Below are 26,834 nucleotides of genomic sequence, written 5' to 3'. Positions count from 1 at the left end.
ACCAATGACTAAGCATAAAAATACCCTCATAATCAAAAGATGATAAGGGTATTGTGAAGCAACCAAAAGATCGGTCAACCGATCAAAAAATACCTTAACTGATCGGTGTTAGCTTTATAGCGGCTTTTTATTCTCTGTATTTTCATGCAGTTCGATTTTTGGTGCACTCATACCTTTGAGTAACCGACCAAATATATCAGCGCCAGTAATAATGCGCTTCACATCACTCCACACTAACACCACGTCGTGATCAATGGCCCCATCAAACGATTTATCTAAAGAATGACTAGCCCGTATTTTTAAAATAACTTCACTCAGGCGCATCGCTTCATCAGCAACAATAATAGGTCTGTGACAATAATGATAAGGGTCGAACGTATCTGGTTCAAACAAGGCTGAACGTAAAAAGCCGTCAGCATCTACCACTAATAAAGGCCAACCGTCTTCATTGGTAATGATCACCCAGTTATAACCTGACTTATGTAGTTTTCGTAAAAACTCATTATCAGTCGTTAATGTAAGGTCTGGGAAAATAGGCAAATCAAGCTTAGTAGGCAAAGCAATAATAGAGTCTGGATCAATTACCTCACCCTCTTTGGTTACGCTTATTTCATCTAAGCTAAAAAAGTTAAGCGCGCCTATTCCCTCAACGTGCTGAACATCAGCCTCTTCTGCTTCTATATGTTTGCGAATAATACCTCTGAGCTCACTTTCAGCAAAGTACGTAATCCCCTCTTTACCTAACCATGCATCGAGAATTAAGGCCGTTGGCTTAGCAACTATATAAAACAGAATCTGATAAAACTTAATTAACGGCGAAAGTAGGCTCGCCATTTTTAGCGCATTACGCGAAAAATAAGCCTGCGGTGTTATTTCACCAATAATAGTAATTGCGATAGTTGAGAATAAAAACGAACTTGCGCCCATTAATACCGAATCAGAAAGTAGTGTAAGTAGTACGTTAATACCTACGTTGCCCCACAAAATAGTCGATAATAAAAAGTTAGAGTCGTTTCGAAGAGCCATCACTTTTATGGCCGCCTCGTTCCCTTTTGCACTTTCCATTTCGAGCTGAAGCCTACTTAGTGAAAAAAACGCTAAGTTTAAGCCCGAAAATATTGCTGATTGTGAAATACACAAAGCAATTGCACACCAAATCATGACTTCAAAGGTCATTGTATTTTCCTGTTAAAAATGCCTATAAAAGCAATAAACTGCCTAAACCTAAAAAGGTAACAAACCCAACAATATCGGTAACGGTAGTTAAAATTACCGAGCCAGATAACGCAGGATCAATTTTCATTTTGTCTAAAATAGACGGAATAACAACACCCGCTAGTGACGCAGCGACTAAATTCAATAATATGGCTACCGTAATCGTAATACTGAGCATTAAATCGTTAAACCATAAGAAGGTAAGCAGACCTATTACAAACGCCCATACCAAGCCATTTACAGCGCCAACACGTAGCTCTTTTTTAAGTAACGCATTGCGGTTTGAATCTGTAACCTGTCCGAGCGCTAAACCACGCACAATAACGGTTAATGTTTGACTACCTGCGATCCCGCCCATAGAAGCAACCACTGGCATTAATACAGCTAGTGCTACAACCTGTTCTATAGTTGCGCCAAATAAACCGATGAACCAGGACGCTAAAAAGGCAGTAGCTAAGTTAATACCTAACCATATACCACGGTTTTTAGCACTTTTTCGCACACTTGCGAACAGATCTTCGTCTTCACGTAAACCACCGGCTTTAGCGGCAGCTTCATCAGCAATTTCTTGACGTAATTCATAGGCTGAGGCAATGGTTAATCGCCCAAGTAATTTATTATCAGCATTTACCACTGGCAATGCCATTTTTTCACTGTGGATCACCACTTCTGCCGCTTCATATAAATCATCATCAGCATGGAGCGATGAAAAGTCATGATTTGCCAATGTCATTAAGTTATCGGTGTCGCTGGCTTTTATTAAATCATTTACCGCAACCTCACCTATTAAGCTGCCCTTACGGCTTACTAAATAAATAACCTCACTGTATTGCGGTAAACCTTTATGTAGCAATTTTTTAGCGCCACCGGCAGTTAGCTTCTCTGATACTTTTAAAAAGTCAAAACCTAACCAGTGACCAAGTTGTTCTGGCGGGTATTGCTGCGCTAAATCATATTGTTTGGTTTGCGCTTCATCGAGTTGCTTTTTTGCATACTCAACAAATCGCTCTGGTATAACTTCTTCAAGTTCCAGTAACTCTTCTACATTAACTTCATCAAGAAGCTTAAAAGCCTCGGTGTCTTCTAGTGTTTGCAGTAACCACAGGCAGCTGTCTTCACTTAAATTAACAAAAATTTCGTGTTGCGTGTCTTCGTCAAGTAACTGCCAAATTTCAAGTCGTTGTTCTTTTGGTATTGCCTCAAAAAGTAATGACAGGTGCTCTGTAGAAAGCGTTAACTGCGCATCTGCTAATAATTTATTTTTACGTTCTGTTGTATCGCATTGCAGTAAATCATTTATGAGTTGTGGAAGTTGGTCTACCGGATACTCAATCATCTTAAAACCTTAAATTTAAAAGCGTACATTACTCACAGTTTACTTGAACAATAAAAAATTGCAGAAAAAACGTGAACTTATTAAGCATGCGCAGGCTATTTTTGCGCATTGTATGGGCAAACTAAATGCAGTACTAATATTTATTTTAAAAAATTAAAAAAACAGTAAAAGGAATTATTTTTAAGGGATTAAACGACAAGTAAGCAAACCAAAGGGATTACTTATAATAAAAAAATCCCATATTAGCCAGGCTAATATGGGCAAAATCACACAATGAATTAGGTGTTTTTAAATTACGGTTTGTGCTTTAAATTAAAGTCTATCGGTAATATTTCGTACTAAGTCAGAATCTACAAATTGAGTAATAAGTGCAGCGCCCCACGCATAGCCACGCTGTATTGGGTAACCTTTAAAAATCCAGCGTTTACGCACGTGATTAAAGCGCTCTAAATAGTCTTGCTTTTTTTGAGGCAGAGGTTGCTCGCCCAATTTATTCCATGCTTTATATACACCTGACATGTCAGATCCTCGCATAAAGCGTTGCAACCAGCGCGGAAAACGTGAAAAGCTAATAGTTGACTGAAAATCAATAAAATAAGGTTTACCGTCTGCGCCACATAAAATGTTACCCATATTACGCAAGTCTAAATGCACGATGCCTTTACGATGCATTTTTGCTACTTGACGCTCAAGCTCGCTAAAAAAGCTTACTGGTAGTGTTTTATCTTCATGAATTAAAGCACGCAGTGGCGTGCCTTCAATATAGTTATAAGCTACGGCTATCGGCGATAGTCTACAAAAGCGGTTCGCGACTGCATCAAGCTCAGCTAAACGGCTCAATCCTTTATATTCTTGATTCACCGACATACGAGCAAACGTTTTGCGAATAAGCCACGGGCTTTGGCTAAAATCTTTAACAATCAAATCAAATTCATTATCTTTATATCGATACACAATCGCGTTAGCAAAACGTCCCTTATGGACAACACTTAAGTGATGTTGCATAAAAGTATGTTCTGGATATTGCTGCTGTAATTGTACTAACAAATTATTTTCAATCATAACAAACCTAACAAGATGATAACTTTAATTGCCTAGGCAACTATATTATCAAAGTTAGATTCTACGCACAATCAGATCAACTAATTAGCACGCTAACTTTCTGTTGAAACAGTATCACTATTTTATTGATAATCTATTTGTGGGGGGAATTTCGGGTAATGTATCTAGATTATTTATAGCTTTAAATAATAAGTCTATTATTTGATTTTTTTCTGGCTCTGAAAAACCATTTAATGCTTGAGCATAGACTTCGTTTACTACAGGCATTATTTCTGGACAAAGAGCTTTACCCTTTTCACTTAAACACAAAATAGTTGAGCGCTTATCAAGCTCACATTGCGTTTTAATAATGAGTCCTTTTTCTTCAAGTCGGTTTAGTAAGCGGCTCATAGCGCCACGATCATAAACCATATACTCACAAAGTCCTGCAAGCGTATTAACCGACTCTCTCGCAAGTAGTACTACCACAATATATTGCGCTGAGGTTAAGTCCATAGGAAGTAACTTGGCATCAACATGAATGGCTAATCTCGAGCGTAAAAAAGACACTAAACGCCCCAAGTCTTGCTCTGGCGCTAACTCTTCTCGAGTACAACGTTTAATTGATGGCATGTTTTGCATGGTTATTCCACTGTATAGGTATATTTGCATGCTGATAGACCTTAACACATACAAAAAATTCAATAATTTTTATAAAAACTAAGCGGCTAAAACTAAGCCACAAAAATAAAGCCGCTATTAGCGGCTTTTACTGTAAAGTTTTAAACTTTGTTAAATTTTAAACTGGCCAACGAGTTGTCCTAAGTTTTCACCACGCGCAGCTAAATGCTGGCCTACCGAAGAGGTAGTTTTGCTTGAAATAGTTAGTTCATTAACGATTTCTTGAATGGCAAATACATTACGGTTTATTTCTTCTGTAACGCTACTTTGCTCCAGCGCCGCTGTCGCAATTTGCGTACTCATGTCGTTAATTGATCTAACTGAGGTTGTTACCGCACCTAAACTTTCTGAAATAGCACGAGACGATTCTACTGAGCGATTACAACTATTCTGACTCGCTTGCATTGCGGCTACAGCATCCGATACTAAATTATGTAACTCACTCAACATTTCACTAATCTCTAATGTGCTAACTTGAGTACGACTTGCTAAGCTTCTTACCTCATCAGCAACAACAGCAAACCCTCGCCCTTGCTCACCTGCTCGTGCAGCTTCTATTGCAGCATTAAGTGCAAGTAAATTTGTTTGCTCGGCAATTCCACCAATTACGCTTAGTACACTATTAATCTTTTTAGATTGATCACTGAGTGAATCAACTTGTTCTGCGGCTAGGTTTATCTCGCCCATTAGGTTAGACACCTCACTGAGTGAAATATCAACACACTCTTGAGCTTTAGCAACTTCTTGCGTTGCCGCTTGGGTTGACTCTGCCACTTGGTTCGTATTTTGAGCCACCTCATGAGAAGTAGCCGACATTTCGGTAATAGCCGTCGCAACAAGGTCTGTTTCATGATTGTGATTAAGTAGCTTGTCTTCAATTAATCGTGTTTGTGTATTTATATCACTAGAGGCTGTTTTTACATCGTGTGTTACATCAACCACATTAGCAATAATGCCATGTAACTTACTTACAAACATATTAAATGCTTCGCCAAGTTGGCCTATTTCATCGTTAGTATCAATATCTAAACGTTTAGTTAAATCGCCCTCACCTTTGGCAATATCGTCAAGGCTTTGCGCCATACGCTGTATTGGTTTTACCATTGTATTTGCGGCAATTAACGCACATATAATAGTTAACACAACCCAAAATAAAGCAATTAGCAATAAGGTCACTACCTTATCATTCATGTGCTCTTGCATTGCTGTTTGATATTTAAGTAGTTCTGCGTCTATATCATCCATATATGCGCCAGTACCAATCATCCAGTTTGTACCTGGGATCATTGCTGCATAGCCCATTTTTTCAACTAAGCCTGTGGTATTTGGTTTTTGGAAATGATAGTTAAAAGCGCCACCGCCTTTTCTAGCTTGATCTAATAAGCCCACTATTATTTTTTTACCGTTAGGGTCAGTCATCCCTATTTTGTTTTGCCCTTCAATAGCATCACCTAATAATGCATGAAAAACACTAACGCCATTTGTGTCGTATATAAAAAAGTAACCACCTTGACCAAATGTTAAATCTCTCAGGGCATTTTTAGCATCTTGCTCAGAGCCATTTGCTATTTGATAGCGCACAATTTTACTGGCAATTTCTACCTCGGTGCTTAGCAACGTTTGTTTGTCACTTATTAGTTTAGTTTGAAATGCTTCAAAATTTTGTTGCTGATTTTTATTCTCTAAATAATAAGAACTCAGCATCAAGCTAATCAAAAGTAGCATTAAGGGCAATATAGCTAATAACAACAGTTTGTTTTTCAAGCTTAAATTACTCATTATTTCTCCGGGGTATGTATATAGCAACAATAGCTAAAAACCGACAAAATAATTTATTTTTAGGTTAATTCGCTAGAAATTAAATTACGATTGTTTACATTATTTAATTAATACTTAAATGTAAACAAAATGGGCGGAGCCAAATTCAGATTATGGCTAATTAACGAATATTATAGCTATAAGAGAGGTATTTTGACACTAAAAAAACTGAGACCTTCGTCTTAATTAATGTATGAACTCCCCTCCTTTTGGAGTTGATTTTAAAGTATTTAGTTTTTTATTAATCTGAATTTAATTTGATTACGTATATAAATGGTTGGTTAACTTATATTATAATGAGTCAGCGCATCGCCCGTGTTAGTATGGGTTTTAAGTTCACGTTGACAATTCGCGCACAAAACCTCCCGTTAACACGTAACAACTATGCATCTCTAGTTATTAACAGCTAGAATTAAATCGGAACACATCACTTTGAGTCACAGTTATAATCTAATAAAAATGAATTATTAATGAAATATATTTTATACCTTGCACTTTTAGTATCTGCTCATGTATCTGCAGCGCCTGTGAATAATAGTATTGCATTTTACTATTCATCCCCTATGCCTTTAGCCGAAATGACTTTTTATTCCCGCGTGGTAGTCCAGCCCGAACTCGTCACCGAGCACGAACTTAATTGGTTTAAACAGCGTAATATCGCCGTTTATGCTTATTTAAGTGTTGGTGAGTCGTTTAATCAAAGTGAGTCATCACTTAGCATAAACCCCAACTGGAATAGCCACATTGCGGATTTAACATCTGCACATTGGCAACAATATATTGCAAACAGCGCTGCGGCATTAAAAGCACGTGGCTTTAGCGGCTTATTTTTAGATACCCTTGATAGCTATCAGCTATTAGATACTACACACAGTAAACCCGATCAACAAGCTGGGTTAGTCACCATAATAAGCTCACTATCTGAGACTTTTGATAAGCACCTTATCCTCAACCGGGGCTTTGAATTATTGCCTAAACTCTCTAATTTAGCCAAAGACTTAGTTGCTGAGGGTTTGTATAGCCACTTTAATCCAACCGACAATAGCTATAAGCTGACCAACAAAAACGACCAAGATTGGCTAAGCGCACAATTAAAAACAGCAAAAGACTTAGGCCTCAACGTCCAAGTTATTGATTATGCAAAACCCGATAATCGCCTAGCTATGGCGCAAAATATTATAGACGCAGGTTTTAATCCATGGGTAACCGATGGTCACCTACAAACATGGGGAACATCATCAATTACACCAGTGCCTAGGCGCATTTTGATCCCTTATAACAGCAATGTAAAACCACTCATTTACACTACAGTACATTTAAAACTTGCAACTATGATTGAGTATTTAGGGTATATACCTGATTACATAGATATGGCAAAGCGAGATTTACCTCTGGTTGACCCTAGCTTACATGCAGGTATTATCTCATGGACATCAAGTGACGCGTTTTACACGCCAACGCTTACCAATTGGCTTGAAGCTAATTTAGGTGTTGTGCCAGAGCTTATTTTGGGCGAATTACCACAAACAACCAAGCTACTTTCAAACTTGGGCATCGAATCATTAAACACGCCAACTGAAGGCCCTTATAAATTAGATAACTTTATACCTTGGCTTAAAGGCGAAGCAACAACGCCTCCTCCAATTGTTAAACCATACATGCTTAAATTAGCTGCTGATGCCACCCCTCTAATTACAATAAAATCAGCTGATAACACAATAGTTGTACAAGCAGCTAAAACTAAATATGGTGCAGTCGTAGTTGCTCCTTGGCTAATTGATACATTTCCGATGGAAGGCAGTAAATGGGTTATTGATCCACGTACACTACTAACTCAGGCTATGGGACTACCGCCTATATTAGTGCCAGATACAACCACCGAAAGTGGCAGGCGAATGCTTACGCTGCATATAGATGGAGATGGATTTACAAGTGTTGCACATTACGAAGGTAAGCCTTATTCAGCGGAAGTGATTCGAGATGAAATAATTAAACGCTATAAACTGCCTTTGACGTCATCTGTGATCCAAGCAGACATTGAAGAAGGCGGTATTCACTCTAAACAAAGTGCCAAACTTGAAGGCATTGCACGTAGTATTTTTAACCTACCTTACGTAGAAGTTGCTTCGCATACTTATAGTCACCCCTATTTTTGGACAGCACTGTCTGGGCGAAAAAAAATAGATGAGGATGACACCGATTACGGTTTTCATCTAGATGTACCTGGCTACAACACTATCAGCTTTAAAAAAGAAATTACAGATTCAATAAAGTACATTGATGAAAAGCTCACACCTAAAAATAAAAAAACAGTGATGATACTTTGGTCTGGTGATGCAACACCCGGTCCTAAAGCACTTGAACTTGCTCGTGATGCAGGCGTGTTAAATGTCAACGGTGGTAACACTGATGTAAATGCCGATAATCCTAGCCTTACACATATATCACCTATTGGCCGACCTGAGCGCGATTTGCTGTATCAAATTTATGCCCCCATATTAAATGAAAATGTTTACACAAACCTATGGCATGGCCCTTATTACGGCTTTAGACGCTTAACTGAAACATTCGAAATAACAGAAAAACCATATAGGTTAAAGCCTTACACTATTTATTATCACTTTTACTCAGGCGAAGTTCTTGCGGGTTTAGACGCTCTTAAACACAACATAGATTATGTTTTAGCAAGACCAAATACACCTGTGCACTTAAGCCATTATGCAAAAGTAGCAAAAGATTTTTACTTTTCTGCACTTGCAAAAAACAATAATAATGAATGGTTATTTAGCTCAAAATACATTCGTACTCTGCGAATACCTACCGATTTTGATGTGCCAAACATAGCTCAAAGTGAAGGTGTATCGGGTGTAACTGAAAAAGGTGACTACATACATATTATAAATAACATAGCTCGCCTTAGCTTTGATCACAGCCAAAATAGTAAAAAACCTTATTTAGCGTCTGCAAATGTTGTTATTAATAACTGGCAAGTTAACGGACCTGTTAGTTTTAAAGCGTGGGTGCCCGCTTCACTTGATTTAATGAATGCACGCTCTTGCGAATTTGTATCTAATTTGGGTGAGCACTTTAAAGGTGTAACACGCGCTAATGTGACACACTTTAATCTGCCAAAGGGTCAATTTTATGGTTATCTTAACTGCAATGGAGTCGCTCGATAATGAATGCTAAAAAGCGCCCTCAGTTAATTTCTGTAAAAACAATATTAACAATATTAGCTGTAAGTTGTTTTGCACTTTATGCATTATTTCCTCACACCTTATTTTTTGAAGATGATGAACTTTCACAAGATTATACCTTTGAAAAATCGTACCTTAATGCAGCGCTCAACACAGAGCCCGACAACGAAAAGCTACGCGCAAAATTGGTTGAGCTACATATAGGGCTTAGTGAGTATTCACAAGCTACTAACGAACTTGAAAAACTACCTAGAGGTGAGCGCAAAGCGACGCTTGAAATAAAGCTGCTTTACTCATTATGGCTAGCAAGCGGGGCTAATATTGACGACCGCTTTGAAGAGCTATCTTTAAAAATAGGTGTCCATAAGAATTGGAACGAACAAATACTAACTATTGCAAAAGCCGTTGGGTTAAACGCAAAAGTTGCTCAGTATTATCAAAAAAACAAACAGCCACTCCTTGCAGCCGATTACTGGTTAAGCGCAGGCGAACCAAATAAAGCACTCGATATTTATAAAGCAAACATAAATGCTGGCATTGCAGTCAAAGCGATTGAAACTGCACTTGGGGCAAATAATCCGATACAAGCTTACGCCTGGTGGAAAACCTATGGTGATCAAGCCAATGTTAAACGCACCCTTTATTTAGCTAACTTAGCTGGCAACACAGAGGATGCAGCTCAAGCAATTGAAAACTTATTAAAGAGCGATCCAAATAACACCGACTACTTAACAAAAGCCATGCACCTGCGTTTAGCCAATGGAAATGCAAAAGGGGCTGAGCAATTACTCGCCAAGTTATTACTACAAACTCCAAATGACAAAGAGCTACGCTTATTAAATTGGAAAATAAAGCGCTGGCAGAACAAGCCTAAAGAAGCGCTTAAAGAGTTTAAATGGCTAATGTCGAACAGAGCTGTAACCCCAGCGATGCTTACTGACAGTGTTAATGACGCTGCGGCATTGTATTTATACCAAGACGCCAACGATATATATGCATACAAAGCACAAAACCGACAATTAAAAGGCAACGGCTTTGCTAAATGGATGCAAACAAACGAATTTATAGGCAATACAAAACAAGAACTTAATAATATTGACCGTTTTGAACAAATAAATGGTAAGAGTGCATTATCGCAATATTGGAAAGCGAAAGTACTTCACGACACGGGTAATTTAAAAGCATTAAGAGCTTTATGGCCTACATATAAAGGCCCTAAAAGTGAAGAAGACTTACTTTGGATAGCACGTGCTTTTTGGCTAGAAGATGACTTTGCTACAGCTATGCAAGTATTAAAAAGTAAGCAACAAAGTGCTGATGATGAGTTTTGGAGCGCCAATGTAGACATGGCTATGCGAGTTAAGGACAAAGCTCACGAATTGTATTCATTAGAACAACTACAAAAAATAAGCCCTTTAAGCGTAGGCGACATGCTGCATTACCAACAATTACGCTTTGAAGACAGACCTCAAGAGCTTCTTGATTATTTATGGAAAAGTGAATCGCAGACTGACCGTCAACTGATTCAAATTGCATTATTAAGCACACAAGTAAATGACGCTAAATCGGTTGCACGCATTCACGCTGAACTTGATAAGCAACGCTATAATAAAGCCCTCTACCCTGCTTGGTTAATTCTTTCAAATTGGTATCAAAATCAAAGTGATTTAAATTCGGCTTATACCACCCTAAACCGCGCAGCTAAATTAAGTGAATACGACCCTGATGTTGTGCTTGCACAAGGTTGGTTAGCACTGCAAATGCACGACACCGTAATGATCAGCCGTATTTTAACTCTCTATTCGGACAGCGATCCTACCTATGCGTGGACGCAGCTCTTAGCTAGCCTATCTATTCACGAAAAGTCATATAACAGTGCCTACTTTTATTTGCGTAAACTAGCTGTTGCAGATCCAAGTGACTTAACAACACTGGTTAACTTAGCCGATGTAATGAAACAGCTTGGTTATTATGCGAATGCTGCCGAGCTAAATCACTATTTATTGCAGCATTTACCTAAAGATAAATACGCATATAGAGGCCTAATGTACCGCTGGGCAGGTGCTATGGCGGTTCCTCATTTAATGCAGTTAAATACCATGAATGAGCTTGCGCCCGACACTATTGGTGAACCTCAAGCAAACTGGTGGTTAGCACGCCGAGCTGCACAAAAGTTAGAACCTTGGCAAAAACTACAACTTTATATGACCAACGGCGAATTCAATAAAGCGAAACAACTAATAGCCGAAGGCTCACTAAGCAAATTAGATGAGCTCAACGCCCTACTCTATTTGAAGCAGCCATACGCAACAATGCAGCGTTGGTATGAAGAGCTGACTGGTGAGCTTGACGAATCACAATTGAGTTTACTCAGAAATGCACGAACATCCTACTTTAGAGCGCTTGAAATTAACCTATCGCCAGAGGCTGGTTTAAACAGCAGCCAGTACGATGTTAACGTTTATTTCCCTTACGCTAGTGGGCAATGGAAATTAAGTTTAAGTAATCAGCAAAACCTTAATAACAACGGATTGCTGTTTGCGATAGAAGATAAAATGACCTTTGGTCGTTGGTATTTTGATGCAAAAATAGATTCTCACCAAGGCAGCTTAGTTAGCCGCCAAGGTCTTAGTCTTGATTCTCGTTATCAATGGGATTCTCGTACTCAGGTGGGTTTAAAACTTGAATATAATGTTGAAAACCGCCAATCAGAAATATTACTTAGTTATGCTCAGCTAGATAAAGCCACAGCCTATGTTAACTACAACATTGATAACAGACAAAATGTGCAGCTTTCAGCAGCAGCGATGTCTTTTTCTCGAAGAGACGATGGTAGCTCACTCATTAATGGCCAAGAATATAACGCACGTTATCAGTACAGCATTTTAAAAGACCGCCCAATTTGGAACGCTTACTTTAGTACCCAATGGCAAGACTTTGAGCGCGTAAATGCACTTATCAATACCCCAAGCACTAACCCTTTGGCTATAGATATTCAGCCATTTAGACGTATTGCTTTAGGGTCTTCTTTTGCATCTACGGGATCGCTAGAACCGCCATATTTAGGTACAAGCCCGTCATGGTTATTTGATATAAGCACTGGGTATCAAACGGTTACTGAAGATATTGATGTGTCGGTATCAAGCGGTGCTGGCTGGTCTATTTTAGGCGATGATTTATTTAAATTACAGCTGGGTTACCAAAGTAGTAATAAAGTGGGTAACTCAGATACACAATTACAATTAGGTTATTACGTACATTTTTAATGTTAGGAGAGAGTATGTTTCGTTTAATTATACCGTGTTTGGTATTACTATTATCAGCATGTACCACCAGCAGAGTTGCTGATGATGTAGAGCTTAGCCCTTCAAAAATTGTGGCATTAATGCCACTTGTTAATCATGCTCAAACACCGCTTGCTGGTGAACGTGCTGAAGATATTTTAGCCAGTATTTGGCAACAAAATAAATTGCCAACTCTTATACGCGCACCTCGCGTAAACACAAAAGAGCTTCCACCACTGGACGATCAATACCGTTTAGACAATGCTATGCAATGGTTAAGCACTCAACAAGCTGACTATGTACTAACAGGCAGCATTGAAGAGTGGCGCTACAAAGCAGGCCTTGATGGCGAACCCGTTGTTGCACTTACATTATCACTCACTGAAAATGGACAAACAACACCGATTTGGACGGGTACTATTGCTAAAAGTGGTTGGGGCCGCGATAGCATTGCAGCAACAGCACAAGATGTGATTGCCGATTTAATTTCTTATATAGAGGTTAGTGAGTGAAAACACATTTCCTTAGACCAAGAGACGTTCCTGAGCTACAAATATGGGCTGAGGTATTTATATTTACCGCGCTTGCTTTAGGGCTGCCTGTATTATTTAACGCAGAGGACCCATTTTGGACTGAGGGAGGGTTTTCGTGGCCTGTACTTGGCCCACTTTTAGTTTCTCTACGTTATGGCTTTTCAAAAGGCTTTATTAGTATTTTATGTTTGCTTGTTGGCCAACTTTTTTTACTTCAAGCAAATATTTTATCATCGCAAAGCGACTTTAATATTAACGCCATGATTGGCTACATTATTGTAATTATGATCACTGGCGAGTTTAGAGATGTGTGGGAGCGTACTAATCAACAGCAAAGTATTCAGCTTGAGTACGTAACCGACCGCCTTGAAACCTTTACTCGTCAATATCATTTAATTAATTCATCTCACGATAGAATTGAGCAAATGCTAGCTGGCCATACGTTAAGTTTGCGTGAATCGCTACAAGCAGTAAGAACCTCTATCGGGCTATTAAAAGAAAGAAGGCTTGATAGCGCAGCGCAAAAAATAATCGACCTATTCGTTGAATATGGTTTATTAGAAAGAGCGGGTTTATATAAAGTTGAAAAAGACACTGTTTTAGAGCCACCACTTGCCTCTATTGGCCAAATGGGTCAAATAGCTGAAAATGATCCTCTTATATTAGCGATGATTGAAGAAAAAGAATTAGTATCAGTAAAAGACGCAAAAACTGCGTTAGGTATAAGTAAATACCATATGGCAATCCCACTTATCGACGTAAATAATACAATTTATGGCGCTATTTTAGTTGAAAGAGTACAATTTTTTGCGCTTAAAAATACCACTCTTACACTACTTGCTGTTATGGCTGGGCATATTGGCGACCTACTGCGCCATGAAATAACAAACCCAGTAATGACTTATGAAGAGTCTCCATACTTTATTCGCCAAGTTAAACGCGCTAATAAAGAAGCTAAACGATACAACATTCCATCGCAGCTGCTAAAAATAAAAGCCAATAATATTACTGATAAATCGACTCAACTTATGAGTTATTTAAGTGAAGCACGCCGTGGTTTAGACATTTATTTGTATGATAATCAAAATCAGGTATTACTGCTATTAATGCCATTAGCTGATGAACTTGAAAAAGCAGGCTTTATTGCCCGAATGAACACTTGGTGTAAAGAGCGTACGGGTAGCACTTTAGCTGAGCTTGATATTGTTATTGAGCAACAACTTGCACTACCAATAAGCTCAGATGACATAAAGAGATTGGTTTCACTTTCATGATTATAATTATTGTAGCGGCTATTTTAGGGTGTATTTGCCAGTACTTTGCACTAATAGAAGTACTGGAAACACCTAATTGGTTTTTAGCTATATTATTGCATGCTATTGCTAGCATCCTTTTTGCTATTGTTAGTTATGTTTTTATACCTAAAGAATACAAAACGACTCCTTATAGCTCTTTGCTACTCATGTTTTTATTATTGTTTACATTACCAGTACTTGGAATTATAGGTGTTGTAGTAGCGCTTACGTTTGCTCTTTGTAAACCTCTCAAAAACGACGAGATAGAAATAGAAGAGCATAAAATACCTGAGCTTCCTTTTGAAGCCAGAGCAATATCAGCAAACCCGACCTATTCTATTGGCGGACTTAAAGCAATTTTGAAGCACGCGAGTGAACCAAATAAACGTTTAAGTGCTGTAATGGCAGCTCGTCACATGAGTGACTCACAAGCTATTCCTATTTTAAAGCTAGCACTTAAAGATTTAGAAGATGATATTCGACTACTCGCCTACTCAACCCTTGATGGTAAAGAAACCAAACTCAACGAAAAAATCAGTTTGTATCAGCAAGAAATAGCCGTTACGACTAAGCAGCCCAAATTGAGCCATTTACAAAAACAGCTAGCCGAACTGTATTGGGAACTAAGCTACTTAGGCTTAGCCCAAGGTGCACTGCGTAAATACGTTTTAGAAAAGGCAGAAGCACTTGCAGAGCAAAGTATTGAGCACGTAAAAACACCTGCAACCTTTATATTTTTAGGCCGAATATCTTTAGCCTTAGACAAATACGAAATAGCCCATGAGTACTTACTCAAAGCAACTGAATTTGGTATGGCAAGGCGTCATGTTCTCCCTTATAAAGCCGAAGTTGCCTTTTGTATGAACAAGTTTGACGACTGTAAACGCTACTTAAAAGAACTCCCAGAACAACCTAAAGGCAGTGAATTACGTCATTTGCAGGAGTATTGGCATGAGTAATAAAGATGCAGACATTTTACTGCTTTTGGAAGGTACCTACCCTTACGTACGTGGTGGTGTATCTAGTTGGGTTCATCAAATAATTGAAGGGTTACCTCATTATAACTTTGAGCTTGTTTTTATAGGTGGAGCACCAGAGCATTATGGCGAGATTCAATATACTTTACCTGAAAACGTTACCAAGCTGCATGTTCATTATTTAGTGGAAAATGACACTTCTGAAATAAAAGCCAAGCATGGGGTTAAATATAAAAAAGAGCTCTTTGATTTCTGGCAACAACTACAAAATTATTTTAGAGATTGTAACGAGCCTATCCCGACTGAATTGTTAAAATTTGCATTTGAAACTTTGGCTAAAAAAGACGGTATTAACGAAGCCGACTTTTTATATAGTGAATCATCGTGGCAAGTGCTCACTAATTACTATTCAACTTTTTGTGATGAATCCTCTTTTATTGACTTTTTTTGGTCATACCGCAATTTATATAAACCGCTATTTAAAATAGCCGAAATTGCACGTGGACTTCCAAAAGTTAAACTTATTCACTCAATATCTACCGGGTATGCTGGTATTTTAGGATCTGGTGCCAGTGTAATAAGCGATACTCCCTTTTTGTTGACCGAACATGGTATTTACACCAAAGAAAGAAAAATAGATCTTATTCAAGCCAGTTGGATCAAAGAGTCTGAGCAAAGCCTAGGTAAAAACTTAAATACCGAGATGGGCTTTATTCGCCGTATGTGGATCAGCTTTTTTGAGCAAATCGGCCGAACAACATATCAAGAAGCAGATAAGATCATTTCGCTATACGACGGTAACAGGCAGCGCCAAATAAAAGATGGTGCAGCGCCAGAAAAAGCATTTGTTGTACCTAATGGTATTAAAACAGTGCGCTTTATTGAAGCGCTTGAGCAGCGTCCAAAACAGATACCACCGGTTGTTGGATTAATTGGACGTGTAGTGCCTATAAAAGATATTAAAACCTTTATACGTGCGATTAAAGAAGCGCAATCGATATTACCAGAGATAGAAGGCTGGATCATCGGCCCTTATGAAGAAGATCCGCAATATTACAAAGAGTGTGAACTACTCGTAGGCAGCCTTGATTTACAAAACAGTGTTAAGTTTTTAGGTATGCAAGATATTACCAAAATTTTGCCTAAGCTCGGAATTGTTGCTTTAACCTCGATTTCCGAAGCGCAGCCTTTAGTACTTTTAGAAGCAATGGCGGCCGGTGTGCCTGTACTTGCTAGTGATGTTGGCTCGTGCCGCGAAATAATCGAAGGCGGAACCGATGAAGATAAAGCATTAGGTAAAGCCGGTGAAGTTGTCTCAATTGCTTCACCTAGCGAAACAGCACAACAAATATCAAACATACTAACAAATGAGCAAGCTTGGCTTGAGTATCAAAAAAGTGGTTTAGACCGCGTACAAAAATTTTATGACGAGAGCCACATGTTTGCCCGCTACGATAAACTTTATAAGGATACAATGGCATGGCCGGAATAGGTTTTGAGATACGAAAAATTCTCAAAAAAAATACCCTGCTCTCAGTTTTTGAAGCATACGGCTACGCAGGTTTAATAGGCTCAGGCCCCTGGCTGCTCTCTATTGTAGCGTTAATGCTAATTGGTATTTTAAGTTTAGGAATTGTATTACCTAAAGTACTTATTATTCAATTTTTAACGCTTGTTACCTACATGATGGCAGCCTCACTTATTTTAACGGGTGGCTTGCAGTTATTACTAACTCGGTTTATTGCCGATTTGTTTTTTCAAAAAGAAGAGGCAAAAGTACTCCCTAATTTACTTGGTGCGCAACTTGTAACAACAATAGCTGCGTTATTGGTGGGCTTAGCTGTATGGCCTATGCTCCCTATACCCGTTGTTACTAAGATTATAATTTTAGGTGCCTTTGTAAGCTTATGTAATCAGTGGCTTGGTGCTATTTTTCTATCAGGTATGAAAGAATACCGGTTAATTTTAATTACCATGCTAAGTGGTTACGCCTTTATGGTATTGCTTGCATATTTATTAAGAGACTGGCAGTTAGACGGCTTATTTTTTGCGTTTTTTGCTGGCGAAGCACTGCTCTTTTTTAGCTTTTTATTTATGATTATTCGCCGCTACCCAGGTGAAAAACTTATAAGCTTTGACTTTTTAAGCAATAAAAAAGTGTATTACAGCCTATTCTTTTGTGGTCTGTTTTATAACATTGGTGTATGGGCTGATAAAATCATTTTTTGGTATTCTCCAAGCACATCAATTCAAATTATTGGCACATTAAGAGCCAGCCCAATTTATGACTTACCTATATTTTTGGCTTATTTGTCTATTATTCCCGGTATGGCAGTATTTTTAGTAAAAATGGAAACCGACTTTGTAGAAGAGTACGACCGTTTTTACACCGCTATTCGTGGTGGCTCATCTCTTGAAGAGATCTACATATTAAAAGACAGTATGATCCAAACTGCGCGTGCCGGTTTATACGATATATTTAAAATTCAGGGTATTACCGTTGCCTGCTTATTATTATGGGGTGAGCAGATACTTACCTTTATTGGCATTGATCCAAACTATAAAACGCTTTTATTTATTGATGTAGTCGGTGTAGGGGTACAAGTTATATTTTTATCTATTTTAAATATTTTGTTTTATTTAGATAAACGCTCAACAGTGCTATTTTTAGCGGGGTTATTTCTAGTAATCAATGTTGTTTTAACTTTGTTATCAATTGCTTTTGGACCGCAGTTTTATGGCTATGGCTTTGCATTAGCGACTATTATTACCTCGGTAGTAGGATTATTTTGGCTTTCAAAACAATTTGAAGATTTAGAATACGAAACGTTTATGCTGCAATAGCATAATATAAAAACTTAGCATAAAGGCTGTAAGCTACAGCCTTTATCGTTACGTTAAAAACTCTAATAAACCGCGCTCAAACCGACTAAGATACTTTGTTTTACGGGGTAATTTAAAATTGTCGCGCCAATGAGTTTGTTCTGATTCATTTTTCTTACAAAGCTCAATAACATCAGGGTGAATATAAGAATTACGCGCTATTGTTGGCGTATTCCCAAGCTTTGAAGACACTTCATCAAGCATTGTTTTTAATGTAATAGCGCCTTTTGCTTCATACACTTCTTTAAAAGCAATCACACTTGCTCGCCATGTTCTAAAGTGTTTTGCGCTAAATTCTTCACCCATTATATTTTGAATATACTGATTGATTTCAGTAGAGGTAACGTTAGAGCGCTCCCCCCCTTCTATATATTGAAACAAGTGTTGCCCGGGTAAGTCCTGAAGTTCCTTAATAACACTACTCAATGCTTTATCCGTTATATTTACTTCCCTTTCTTTGCCTGATTTTGCACGGTATTTTAATCTAATATTTTTACCTGTTAATTTTGCATGCCTTGATCTTAGGGTTGTCGCTCCGAAACTTTTATTTTGTTTTACATTACGTTCATTCCCCACCCGTAAAGCACCTAAATCCATTAATCTAACAATGGCAGCTAAAGTACGTTCATAATCGAGCTCATCACCTTGCAATGCTTCCTTTAATTGAGCCCTAAGTAACGGCAGCTTATGTCCAAACACACTACAAGCTTGATACTTTTTAGCATCTTGTTGTTGTGTAAATAATGGATGATACCGGTACTGTTTTCGTCCTTTACTGTCGTAACCTGTTGCTAAAATATGCCCATTTTCTTCAGGGCAAAACCATACACTTTTATAAGCAGGCGGGAACGCGAGTGAATTTAAGCGCTCAATAACGGCCTTCTCTTTAATTATTTTTCCTATTGGGTCAAAATACTGCCAATGTTTGTTTTTTTGCTTTCGGGTAATTCCGGGCAAACTATCATCAACGTAAATCAATTCCATCATTCCTCCTCAAGCATTTAAAAGAGATATTGTTAACTCGCTTAAGCTTATATTTCAAAGCATAGAATGTACCACTTTAAAATAACCTTAAACTGAACGACTTTATTGATATATAATCAAAAATTGAGCAAAAACAAAAATACGATATATATAATGGTTATTATAACTACGCTTATATTCTCCCTTAATTGGGCATGCTGTTTAAAAGGAGCATTCAATGGCTTTTGATTATGGATCGATTGATCTTGGACTAAAAAACCCCTTCAAACTTGAAGGTAAAGTAACAGCTGTAAGAGGACTCATTGAGTCTATAGCGGGTATTAGTTTACTTGTTATTGCTGCGGGCTCAGTAAAAGAAGATACAACCGCTGGATGGATTTTAATGGTGTTTGGCATGCTTATTTTAGCATTCGGCATTCGCTCACTTTCAAGTGGTATTTATGCAACTCTTAAGTATTTTGTAGGCAGAAACCACCCTACTTCACTTGCTTATAACTACAGCAAATCACAAGCATCAACCGCCCAAGAAGAACAAAAAGAAGTAGCCTACACCGCGCAATCACTCGAAGAAATGCTGGTTGGTCGTAAAAACAGTACGTTTAAAGAGCCTAATGGTTTTTTATCACGTTTACTTCACAGCTTAATCCCTAAGTTATTATTCCTACCTTATCCTATTCGTAATGTTGCTCAGCGCTTATTTGGCTCATGGGTAAGTACCCTTGTTGCACTTATTGCTTATGGCCTTGTGGCATTTGTATCTTTATCGGGTTTTACCGGTGAAGCAGGCGAATTAGCATTTCCTGTTTATAGTGCCATATTAATGTTCTACGTGCTTTTTTCGTGGCGCTCTACGGGTAAACCTATTTCTAGAAACGCTGAAAAAAATATTGAAGCACTTGGTACCGGTGCACTCGCTAAAATTATTTCTTTATCTTTTATTCTACCAATCGCTATTGGTCTTTCTATGTCATGGCTGATGAAAGAACAACACATTAGCAAACAAGAAATAGATGGCTGGATTGAGCAACTACCTAGTCTTCATGCTGGCATGTACTTAATTGCAATTATTGTATTAGCCACTCTGAGCTGCGCAATTGCTTTTATTATGATTAAAGCGCGTTTAAATGCAGTTACCCCTTCTGCTGAAGTATCAGAACTACGTGAAAACTGGCAAGAGTCTGTTCATCCAGACGAAATTTTTATAAACCTAGACAACCTAGTAATGGCTAACCGTCGTTATAAAGAAGTACCTAACAGAGTTTACAGAGAATTAGATCCTAAGCTTCAAGAACAAATTGAAGGTAAAGGCGGTTTTAAAGGTGAAATGATCCAAGAGATTCAGCCTAAACTGCACTCAATAGACTTAGGTAAAAACTTTACGCTAGCGAGATTACTTGCTTTAGTAAGTGGTAACTTGCTTTATATTATAGCCTTAGCGTTTACTGTGTTTTTAGCGTATTCGTTTATTAATGTTTACCATTACGTTGACGCTGCAAATATTAGTAGCTTTAAACAAGCATTTAATAACCAACATGTTATTCAATTTAGTGAACTATTAATGACAAGCTTTCACTTATTGCTAATAGGTATACTTATTAAAGCATTTGCGCAATTGCTTACAAATACAGCTCATCTATTTTTTGCTGAAATGCAATTTGAATCACTACTAGTGTACTTTAAATGCGAAGGCACATTTACTGAGTCTAAAATATCAACAGGTACTGGTATTCACGATAGTACTCGCTCAGAAAATACTTTAGTACGCAGTAGCATAACGCCTTGGATTATTGTTTCTCGTGTTATTTCTACTACGTTTGCAGCAACAGGTATGAAAAACCTTGAACATCCTCGCCATATTATGGAAATGCATAAAGACGAAGGACAATTACAAGCAATCAAAAAAGACGTTATCGCGTTCTTGAAAGATCGCGAATCTATTGCCTCAATCACCAGTGAGCGTGATTTAGGTAATGCGTCACAAATACATCAATTAAACCAGCAAACGCGCGCTATGCCTTCTCAGCAAGCTATAGCTAAAGATGACGAAGAGGCCGCCGGGTATTTAAGACAAGAAGAAAACTTATCTCCCGAACCTAAGGGCTAACTTACCTGAACTCTGGATAATTAGTATTAATGCCACCTTGTAAATTAGGTGGCATTTTTTTATCCTTTATTAACCTCTATTCAATACCTTTTAACTTTACTACCTCTTTTATACTCAACAACATGATTAATATTGGATTAGTCCACAAAGCCCTTGCTTTATGTGCCAAAACACAAATAATGAAGTATTAATCACAGGGTAAGAATGAGGACAATGAGCTATATACTAACCACCCAATGTGCTGACGACGTAGGCTTAATAGCTAAAATCACAGGGCTTTGTCATAAAAACAATTTAAATATTACGCGTAACAACGAGTTTGTAGATAAAGACGCACAGCGATTTTTTATGCGTACAGAGCTTACAGGCGAGCCACAAAGCGACTTTTTAGATCAACTACGCGCATTATTGCCACAAGGCGCTAAACTTGCCCTACATTGCGGTGCAAAAACTAAAGTAGTTTTACTTGCAACTAAAGAAGCCCACTGTTTAGGTGGTATGTTACTAAAGCAATTTGAACAAACTCTTAATATTGAAGTATTAGCCGTTATTGCTAACTATGCTGATTTAGAGCCTTTAGCCAAAGGGTTTGATGTGCCGTTTCATGTTGTATCGCACGAAGGACTAACTCGTAGCGAGCACGATCAAAAAGTAGGTGATTTAATTGCCAGCTACAACCCTGATATTATTGGTCTTGCCAAATATATGCGTATTTTAAGCCCTGAATTTGTGGGTCGCTTTGAAGGTAAAATAATTAATATTCATCACTCATTTTTACCTGCATTTATAGGCGCTAAACCGTATCATCAAGCATTTGAGCGTGGCGTAAAAATTATTGGTGCTACTGCTCACTTTGTTAATAATGAGCTTGATGAAGGCCCTATCATTTTGCAAGATGTAACAAACGTTACGCATGCTAATACCGCTGAAATGATGGCTAAAATGGGGAAAGATGTTGAGAAAACAGTGTTTTGTAAAGCACTCCAACTTGCATCAGAGCATAAGTTATTTATTAACGGTAATAAAACCGTGGTGTTTAGTTAAATATTTATGTTTAACTAAGAATTACACATTAAATTTAAGTACTAAAAAAGAGGCTTAAGCTTCTTTTTTAGTACTTAAATTTAGCTTACGTTTGCTCGATAGGTTCTAATTTTAACTTAGCGGCAATAAGTACAGCTTGTGTGCGGTTGTATACACCAAGTTTTCTAAAAATAGCGGTGATATGTGCTTTTATGGTCGCTTCAGAAATGTGCAATTCATACGCTATTTGTTTATTGAGTAAGCCTTCGTGTAAATACTGTAAAACACGATACTGCTGAGGCGTAAGAGAGGCAACTTGCGCTGCAATTTCTTTGTCTTCACTTTCAATTTCAGCTACTTTATTTTTTAATTCTACTGGTAGCCAAGTATCGCCTTCAAGTATTTGGTTTATTGCACTGGCAATATCATCAGACGATGATGATTTAGGAATAAAACCCATAGCGCCGTAACCCATTACTTTAGAAACTATATTAGTGTCTTCACTACCCGAAACAACGGCAATAGGTAAGCTTGGGTACTCTTCTCTAATACGAATAAGACCATATAAATCACCATTACCTGGCATGTGAAGGTCTAGCAGTAATATATCAAGATCCTCTTGCTCACTTAACACTTGCAGTGTGCTGTCAAAATCGGATGATTCAAAAACCTCTAAACCTTCAAATTTTGCGCTCAGTGCGCCCTTTAGTGCTTCACGAAATAACGGATGGTCGTCCGCTATTAAAAACTGACTCATGGTTCACTCCTAATAAATTCGGCTGCCAGTTAGGTATAAAACCATTACTGACAGCCGATATACTACGTTTAGAATCAACTTGTAATCAAGTTTTTAACGCACATTTAACGATTTAATCTGTTCTCGATTAGTTCATCGACCACAGAGGGATCGGCAAGCGTTGACGTATCACCAAGTTGTTCGTGCTCATTTGCAGCGATTTTACGTAAAATACGACGCATAATCTTGCCTGAGCGCGTTTTAGGTAAACCTGGAGACCATTGAATCATATCTGGTGATGCTATTGGGCTAAGCTCTTTACGAACCCAGTTACGTACCTCTTTGGTTAACTCATCACTGACTGTTACGCCTTCATTTGGCGTAATGTAAACATAAATACCTTGGCCTTTAATGTCATGCGGGTAACCTACAACTGCAGCTTCTGCAACTGCTGGGTGTGATACAAGAGCACTTTCAATCTCTGCAGTACCTAATCGATGACCAGATACATTAAGCACATCATCTACACGACCTGTGATCCAGTAATAACCATCTTCATCACGACGACAACCATCACCTGTAAAATACACACCTGGGTAGGCACTAAAGTAAGTTTGCTCAAAACGCTCATGATCGTTGTAAACAGTTCGCGCTTGTGATGGCCAGCTATCTAAAATAACTAAGTTACCATCTACAGTACCTTCAAGTGTATTACCTTCAGCATCAAATAATGCAGGAGCAATACCAAAAAATGGATGTGTTGCAGAACCTGGTTTTGTATCAGTAGCACCTGGTAATGGCGTGATCATAATGCCACCGGTTTCTGTTTGCCACCACGTATCAACAATCGGGCAATTAGATTTACCAATACTCTCGTAATACCACGTCCACGCTTCAGGATTAATTGGCTCACCAACCGAACCTAAAATACGTAAACTATCGCGATTTGACGAGGCAATTGGCTCATCACCTTTCGCCATTAATGCACGGATTGCTGTAGGCGCAGTATATAAAATAGTAACGCCGTGTTTATCAACAATTTCACCCATGCGCCCAGCTGTTGGGTACGTAGGTACACCTTCAAATAAAACTTGCGTACAACCGTTTACCAGTGGTCCGTATGCAATGTAGCTGTGGCCTGTGATCCAACCTACATCGGCACTACACCAATACACATCGTCTTCTTTTAAATCAAATACGTACTCGTGTGTCATTGATGAGTAAACTAAGTAACCACCTGTGGTATGCACAACACCTTTTGGCTGTCCGGTCGATCCTGACGTATATAAAATAAAGAGCGGATCTTCAGCATTCATTGGCTCTGGCTCACACTGCGCTGGTAAATCAGCAACTAGGTCATGCCACCAAATGTCATGTTCATTCCAATCAACTTCGCCGCCTGTTAATTGATGTACTATAACGTGTTCAATTGAAGTCACAGTATCTTGTGCAACAGCTTCATCAACGTTTGCTTTTAGTGGTACACAATTACCCGCTCTGCGCCCTTCATCTGACGTAATAACAACCTTAGCACCCGAATCTCTAATACGGTCGGCAATCGCTGAAGGTGAAAAGCCACCAAATACAACAGAATGAATAGCACCAATACGTGCACAGGCTTGCATTGCATACACAGCCTGTGGCGTCATAGGCATATAAATCGCTACGCGATCACCTTTTTGCACACCTAACTTTTTTAAGCCATTAGCAAACTTAGCAACTTCATCATGCAGCTGCTGATAAGTAATATTCTCGCTTTGAGATGGACTATCACCTTCCCAAATAAGCGCAACCTTATCGGCTTTGGTTTTTAGATGGCGGTCAATACAATTGTACGAAGCATTTAAATAGCCATCTTCATACCATTTAATATTTATGTGACCTTTGTCGAATGATGTGTTTTTAACTTTAGTGTAAGGAGTAGACCAATCGAGGCGTTTGCCATGCTCACCCCAAAAACCTTCAGGGTCATCAATAGATTGCTTATAAAGCGTATTATATTTATTTTTATCTACAAGAGTCGCATCTTTAATATGCGTCGGAACTGGATAGATACTTTGTGACATCTTCGTCTCCATTAAATTACTTGCCTTAGGCTCTTATCAAGGATTACTCAGCAGTGCCTTATTAAGTATTAGACCTTAGTTGTATTCCTCTTCATTTTGCTCATTTGTAGTTTATAATCCTTCTGCTTTCAATTTTTTTACATAAATAATACAACGCGTTAAATGTAAGTAAATACAAACTTATCTACTCTAAAACCTTAGTCTTATAGACCAATAGGTAATTGAGTAAATATTGCACATATTCAACAGTGTTCGGTACTGTAATAAACGTATTTACTGTAGTACTTACTAAAATCTTTATTTAACGAATGAAAACAATATGTGTATTGAAAAGCTAAATTAACACCCTTTTTATTCGTAAGTAATACTCGTAGCAAGTAATACAACCTTACATGAAAAAAAAAGTAACAAACAACAAGTAGCCTATAAAGGACACCACAATGAAATTTACCCCATTAAAAACATTGGCAGCAAGCGCTGTACTATGTGCACTATCAAGTACTGCATACGCGGCAACTGCTGCAAAAATTGGTGATACCGAATTTACTTACGGTGGATACATTAAACTCGACTCTATGTGGAGTGATTATTCAGCGGGTGCGCCTGCAGGCTCAAACGTAGGCCGCGACTTTTACGTACCAAGTACACTAACAGTTGGCGACGATAACAGCTCAGATGCTGTATTTGACATGCATGCACGTGAATCACGTTTTAACTTTGGTACTTCAACGTTAATGGATAACGGTAAGACCGTAAAAACTAAAATTGAAATTGACTTTCTAGCCTCTGCAACTGGCGGAAATGAACGTGTATCAAACTCTTATGCACCACGTATTCGCCACGCGTTTGTTACTTACGATGGTTGGTTATTTGGTCAAACGTGGTCTAACTTCCAAAATGTAGGCGCACTTGCTGAAACACTTGATTTTGTAGGCCCAGCTGAAGGCACTGTGTTTGTCCGTCAATCGCAAATTAAATATACCACTGGCGCATGGTCTTTCTCATTAGAAAATCCAGAAAGTACAATTTCTACGGCTGGCGGTATGGTAGTTACTGATGATGCATCATTACCTGATTTTACAGCTCGTTATACGCACAAAGCAGATTGGGGTAATGTTGTTGTTGCCGCACTTGCACGTCAACTTACTTATAAGGTAGGCGGTGTTGATGCCGATGAAACATCGTTTGGTGTAAGTGCTTCAGGTAAAATAAACCTTGGTGAAGACAACCTTAAATTTATGCTTACGCAAGGTAAAGGCTTAGGCCGTTACGTAGGCTTAAACGTTGCTCACGGCGCAGTACTTAATGGCGATGAACTAGATGCGATTGACTCAACTTCTGGTTTTGTTGCTTACCAGCACAAATGGACAAGCAAATGGCGCTCCACGTTCTTATACTCATTCTTTAGCGCTGATAACAACACTGATTTATTAGCTATTTCTGGCGATCCGACAGAATCAAGCCAAAGCTACAGCGCAAATATTCTATACTCACCCGTTAAACGTTTAACGTTTGGTGCTGAACTAAAGCATGCTGAACGTGAAACCGAAAATGGCGTAGATGGCGATTTAGACCGTTTACAATTTTCCGTTAAATACTCTTTTTAATAGTAAAAACCTAATTAATTTATAAAGCGGCCTAGGCCGCTTTTTTTATAAGTG

18 protein-coding genes are annotated in these 26,834 nt (G+C 38.4%); 10 read left to right on the top strand and 8 right to left on the bottom strand.

From position 1 onward, the window contains the following. Window positions 1-114: 114 nt before the first annotated feature. The 5 genes from GQR54_RS11900 to GQR54_RS11880 form a co-directional block, all read right to left on the bottom strand. Window positions 115-1,176, bottom strand: a complete 1,062-nt coding sequence (locus GQR54_RS11900; RefSeq protein WP_166377829.1) for a CNNM domain-containing protein — start codon at window positions 1,174-1,176, stop codon at window positions 115-117. A gap of 22 nt (window positions 1,177-1,198) precedes the next feature. Continuing rightward, entirely contained in the window at window positions 1,199-2,551 is a 1,353-nt protein-coding gene (locus GQR54_RS11895; RefSeq protein WP_007584828.1) for a magnesium transporter, read from the bottom strand. 312 nt (window positions 2,552-2,863) lie between these two features. Then, window positions 2,864-3,613 (bottom strand): RIO1 family regulatory kinase/ATPase, encoded by a 750-nt coding sequence (locus GQR54_RS11890; RefSeq protein ID WP_166377827.1) that lies wholly within the window; start codon window positions 3,611-3,613, stop codon window positions 2,864-2,866. A gap of 117 nt (window positions 3,614-3,730) precedes the next feature. After that, a complete protein-coding gene (locus tag GQR54_RS11885; RefSeq protein ID WP_231611873.1) occupies window positions 3,731-4,264 on the bottom strand; it encodes a MarR family transcriptional regulator in 534 nt (177 codons plus the stop codon). Window positions 4,265-4,384: 120 nt separating this feature from the next. After that, entirely contained in the window at window positions 4,385-6,052 is a 1,668-nt protein-coding gene (locus GQR54_RS11880; RefSeq protein WP_165728466.1) for a methyl-accepting chemotaxis protein, read from the bottom strand. Window positions 6,053-6,561: 509 nt separating this feature from the next. Here GQR54_RS11880 and GQR54_RS11875 point away from each other — a divergent pair. The 7 genes from GQR54_RS11875 to pelG are packed head-to-tail and all read left to right on the top strand — an operon-like array spanning window position 6,562 to window position 18,221. Continuing rightward, a complete protein-coding gene (locus tag GQR54_RS11875; RefSeq protein WP_166377824.1) occupies window positions 6,562-9,270 on the top strand; it encodes an endo alpha-1,4 polygalactosaminidase in 2,709 nt (902 codons plus the stop codon). Next, entirely contained in the window at window positions 9,270-12,554 is a 3,285-nt protein-coding gene (locus tag GQR54_RS11870; protein ID WP_166377822.1) for a tetratricopeptide repeat protein, read from the top strand. The genes GQR54_RS11875 and GQR54_RS11870 overlap by 1 nt, the downstream gene beginning before the upstream one ends. Before the next feature lie 14 nt (window positions 12,555-12,568). Further along, a complete protein-coding gene (locus GQR54_RS11865) occupies window positions 12,569-13,084 on the top strand; it encodes a hypothetical protein (protein ID WP_007584808.1) in 516 nt (171 codons plus the stop codon). Next, window positions 13,081-14,379 (top strand): PelD GGDEF domain-containing protein, encoded by a 1,299-nt coding sequence (locus GQR54_RS19770; protein ID WP_166377820.1) that lies wholly within the window; start codon window positions 13,081-13,083, stop codon window positions 14,377-14,379. Before GQR54_RS11865 ends, GQR54_RS19770 begins: the two co-directional genes overlap by 4 nt. Then, window positions 14,376-15,359: a HEAT repeat domain-containing protein gene (locus tag GQR54_RS11855; protein ID WP_166377818.1), complete on the top strand. Its 984-nt coding sequence runs from the start codon at window positions 14,376-14,378 to the stop codon at window positions 15,357-15,359. The genes GQR54_RS19770 and GQR54_RS11855 overlap by 4 nt, the downstream gene beginning before the upstream one ends. After that, window positions 15,352-16,869: a GT4 family glycosyltransferase PelF gene (pelF, locus tag GQR54_RS11850; protein ID WP_166377816.1), complete on the top strand. Its 1,518-nt coding sequence runs from the start codon at window positions 15,352-15,354 to the stop codon at window positions 16,867-16,869. The genes GQR54_RS11855 and pelF overlap by 8 nt, the downstream gene beginning before the upstream one ends. After that, the gene (gene pelG / locus GQR54_RS11845) at window positions 16,857-18,221 is read left to right on the top strand and encodes an exopolysaccharide Pel transporter PelG (protein ID WP_007584803.1); all 1,365 of its coding nucleotides are present in this window, start codon (window positions 16,857-16,859) and stop codon (window positions 18,219-18,221) included. The genes pelF and pelG overlap by 13 nt, the downstream gene beginning before the upstream one ends. Window positions 18,222-18,269: 48 nt before the next feature. Here pelG and GQR54_RS11840 read toward each other — a convergent pair whose 3' ends face one another. Continuing rightward, on the bottom strand, window positions 18,270-19,244 hold the full coding sequence (locus tag GQR54_RS11840; protein ID WP_024593963.1) for a DNA topoisomerase IB: 975 nt from the start codon (window positions 19,242-19,244) through the stop codon (window positions 18,270-18,272). A gap of 217 nt (window positions 19,245-19,461) precedes the next feature. Here GQR54_RS11840 and GQR54_RS11835 point away from each other — a divergent pair, with 217 nt between their 5' ends. Both GQR54_RS11835 and purU read left to right on the top strand, forming a co-directional pair. Then, entirely contained in the window at window positions 19,462-21,348 is a 1,887-nt protein-coding gene (locus tag GQR54_RS11835) for a hypothetical protein (protein WP_166377814.1), read from the top strand. Between the two features lie 213 nt (window positions 21,349-21,561). Further along, entirely contained in the window at window positions 21,562-22,392 is an 831-nt protein-coding gene (purU, locus tag GQR54_RS11830) for a formyltetrahydrofolate deformylase (protein WP_166377812.1), read from the top strand. 85 nt (window positions 22,393-22,477) lie between these two features. Here the strand turns inward: purU and GQR54_RS11825 are convergent, their stop codons facing one another. Together GQR54_RS11825 and acs are read right to left on the bottom strand one after the other, a co-directional pair. After that, window positions 22,478-23,128, bottom strand: coding sequence for a response regulator transcription factor (locus GQR54_RS11825; RefSeq protein ID WP_166377810.1), 651 nt, complete (start codon window positions 23,126-23,128; stop codon window positions 22,478-22,480). A 104-nt stretch (window positions 23,129-23,232) separates the two neighbouring features. Beyond that, on the bottom strand, window positions 23,233-25,173 hold the full coding sequence (gene acs / locus GQR54_RS11820; protein ID WP_166377808.1) for an acetate--CoA ligase: 1,941 nt from the start codon (window positions 25,171-25,173) through the stop codon (window positions 23,233-23,235). A 440-nt stretch (window positions 25,174-25,613) separates the two neighbouring features. Here acs and GQR54_RS11815 point away from each other — a divergent pair, with 440 nt between their 5' ends. Then, on the top strand, window positions 25,614-26,780 hold the full coding sequence (locus GQR54_RS11815; RefSeq protein WP_166377806.1) for a DcaP family trimeric outer membrane transporter: 1,167 nt from the start codon (window positions 25,614-25,616) through the stop codon (window positions 26,778-26,780). Window positions 26,781-26,834: the final 54 nt, after the last annotated feature.

Origin of the sequence: Pseudoalteromonas sp. Z9A4 (genome assembly GCF_011378845.1) — a bacterium.
GTDB classification, from domain to species: domain Bacteria; phylum Pseudomonadota; class Gammaproteobacteria; order Enterobacterales; family Alteromonadaceae; genus Pseudoalteromonas; species Pseudoalteromonas arctica.
The sequence above is the reverse complement of the archived record's forward strand: the minus strand, read 5'-3'. Positions and strand labels throughout refer to the sequence as shown.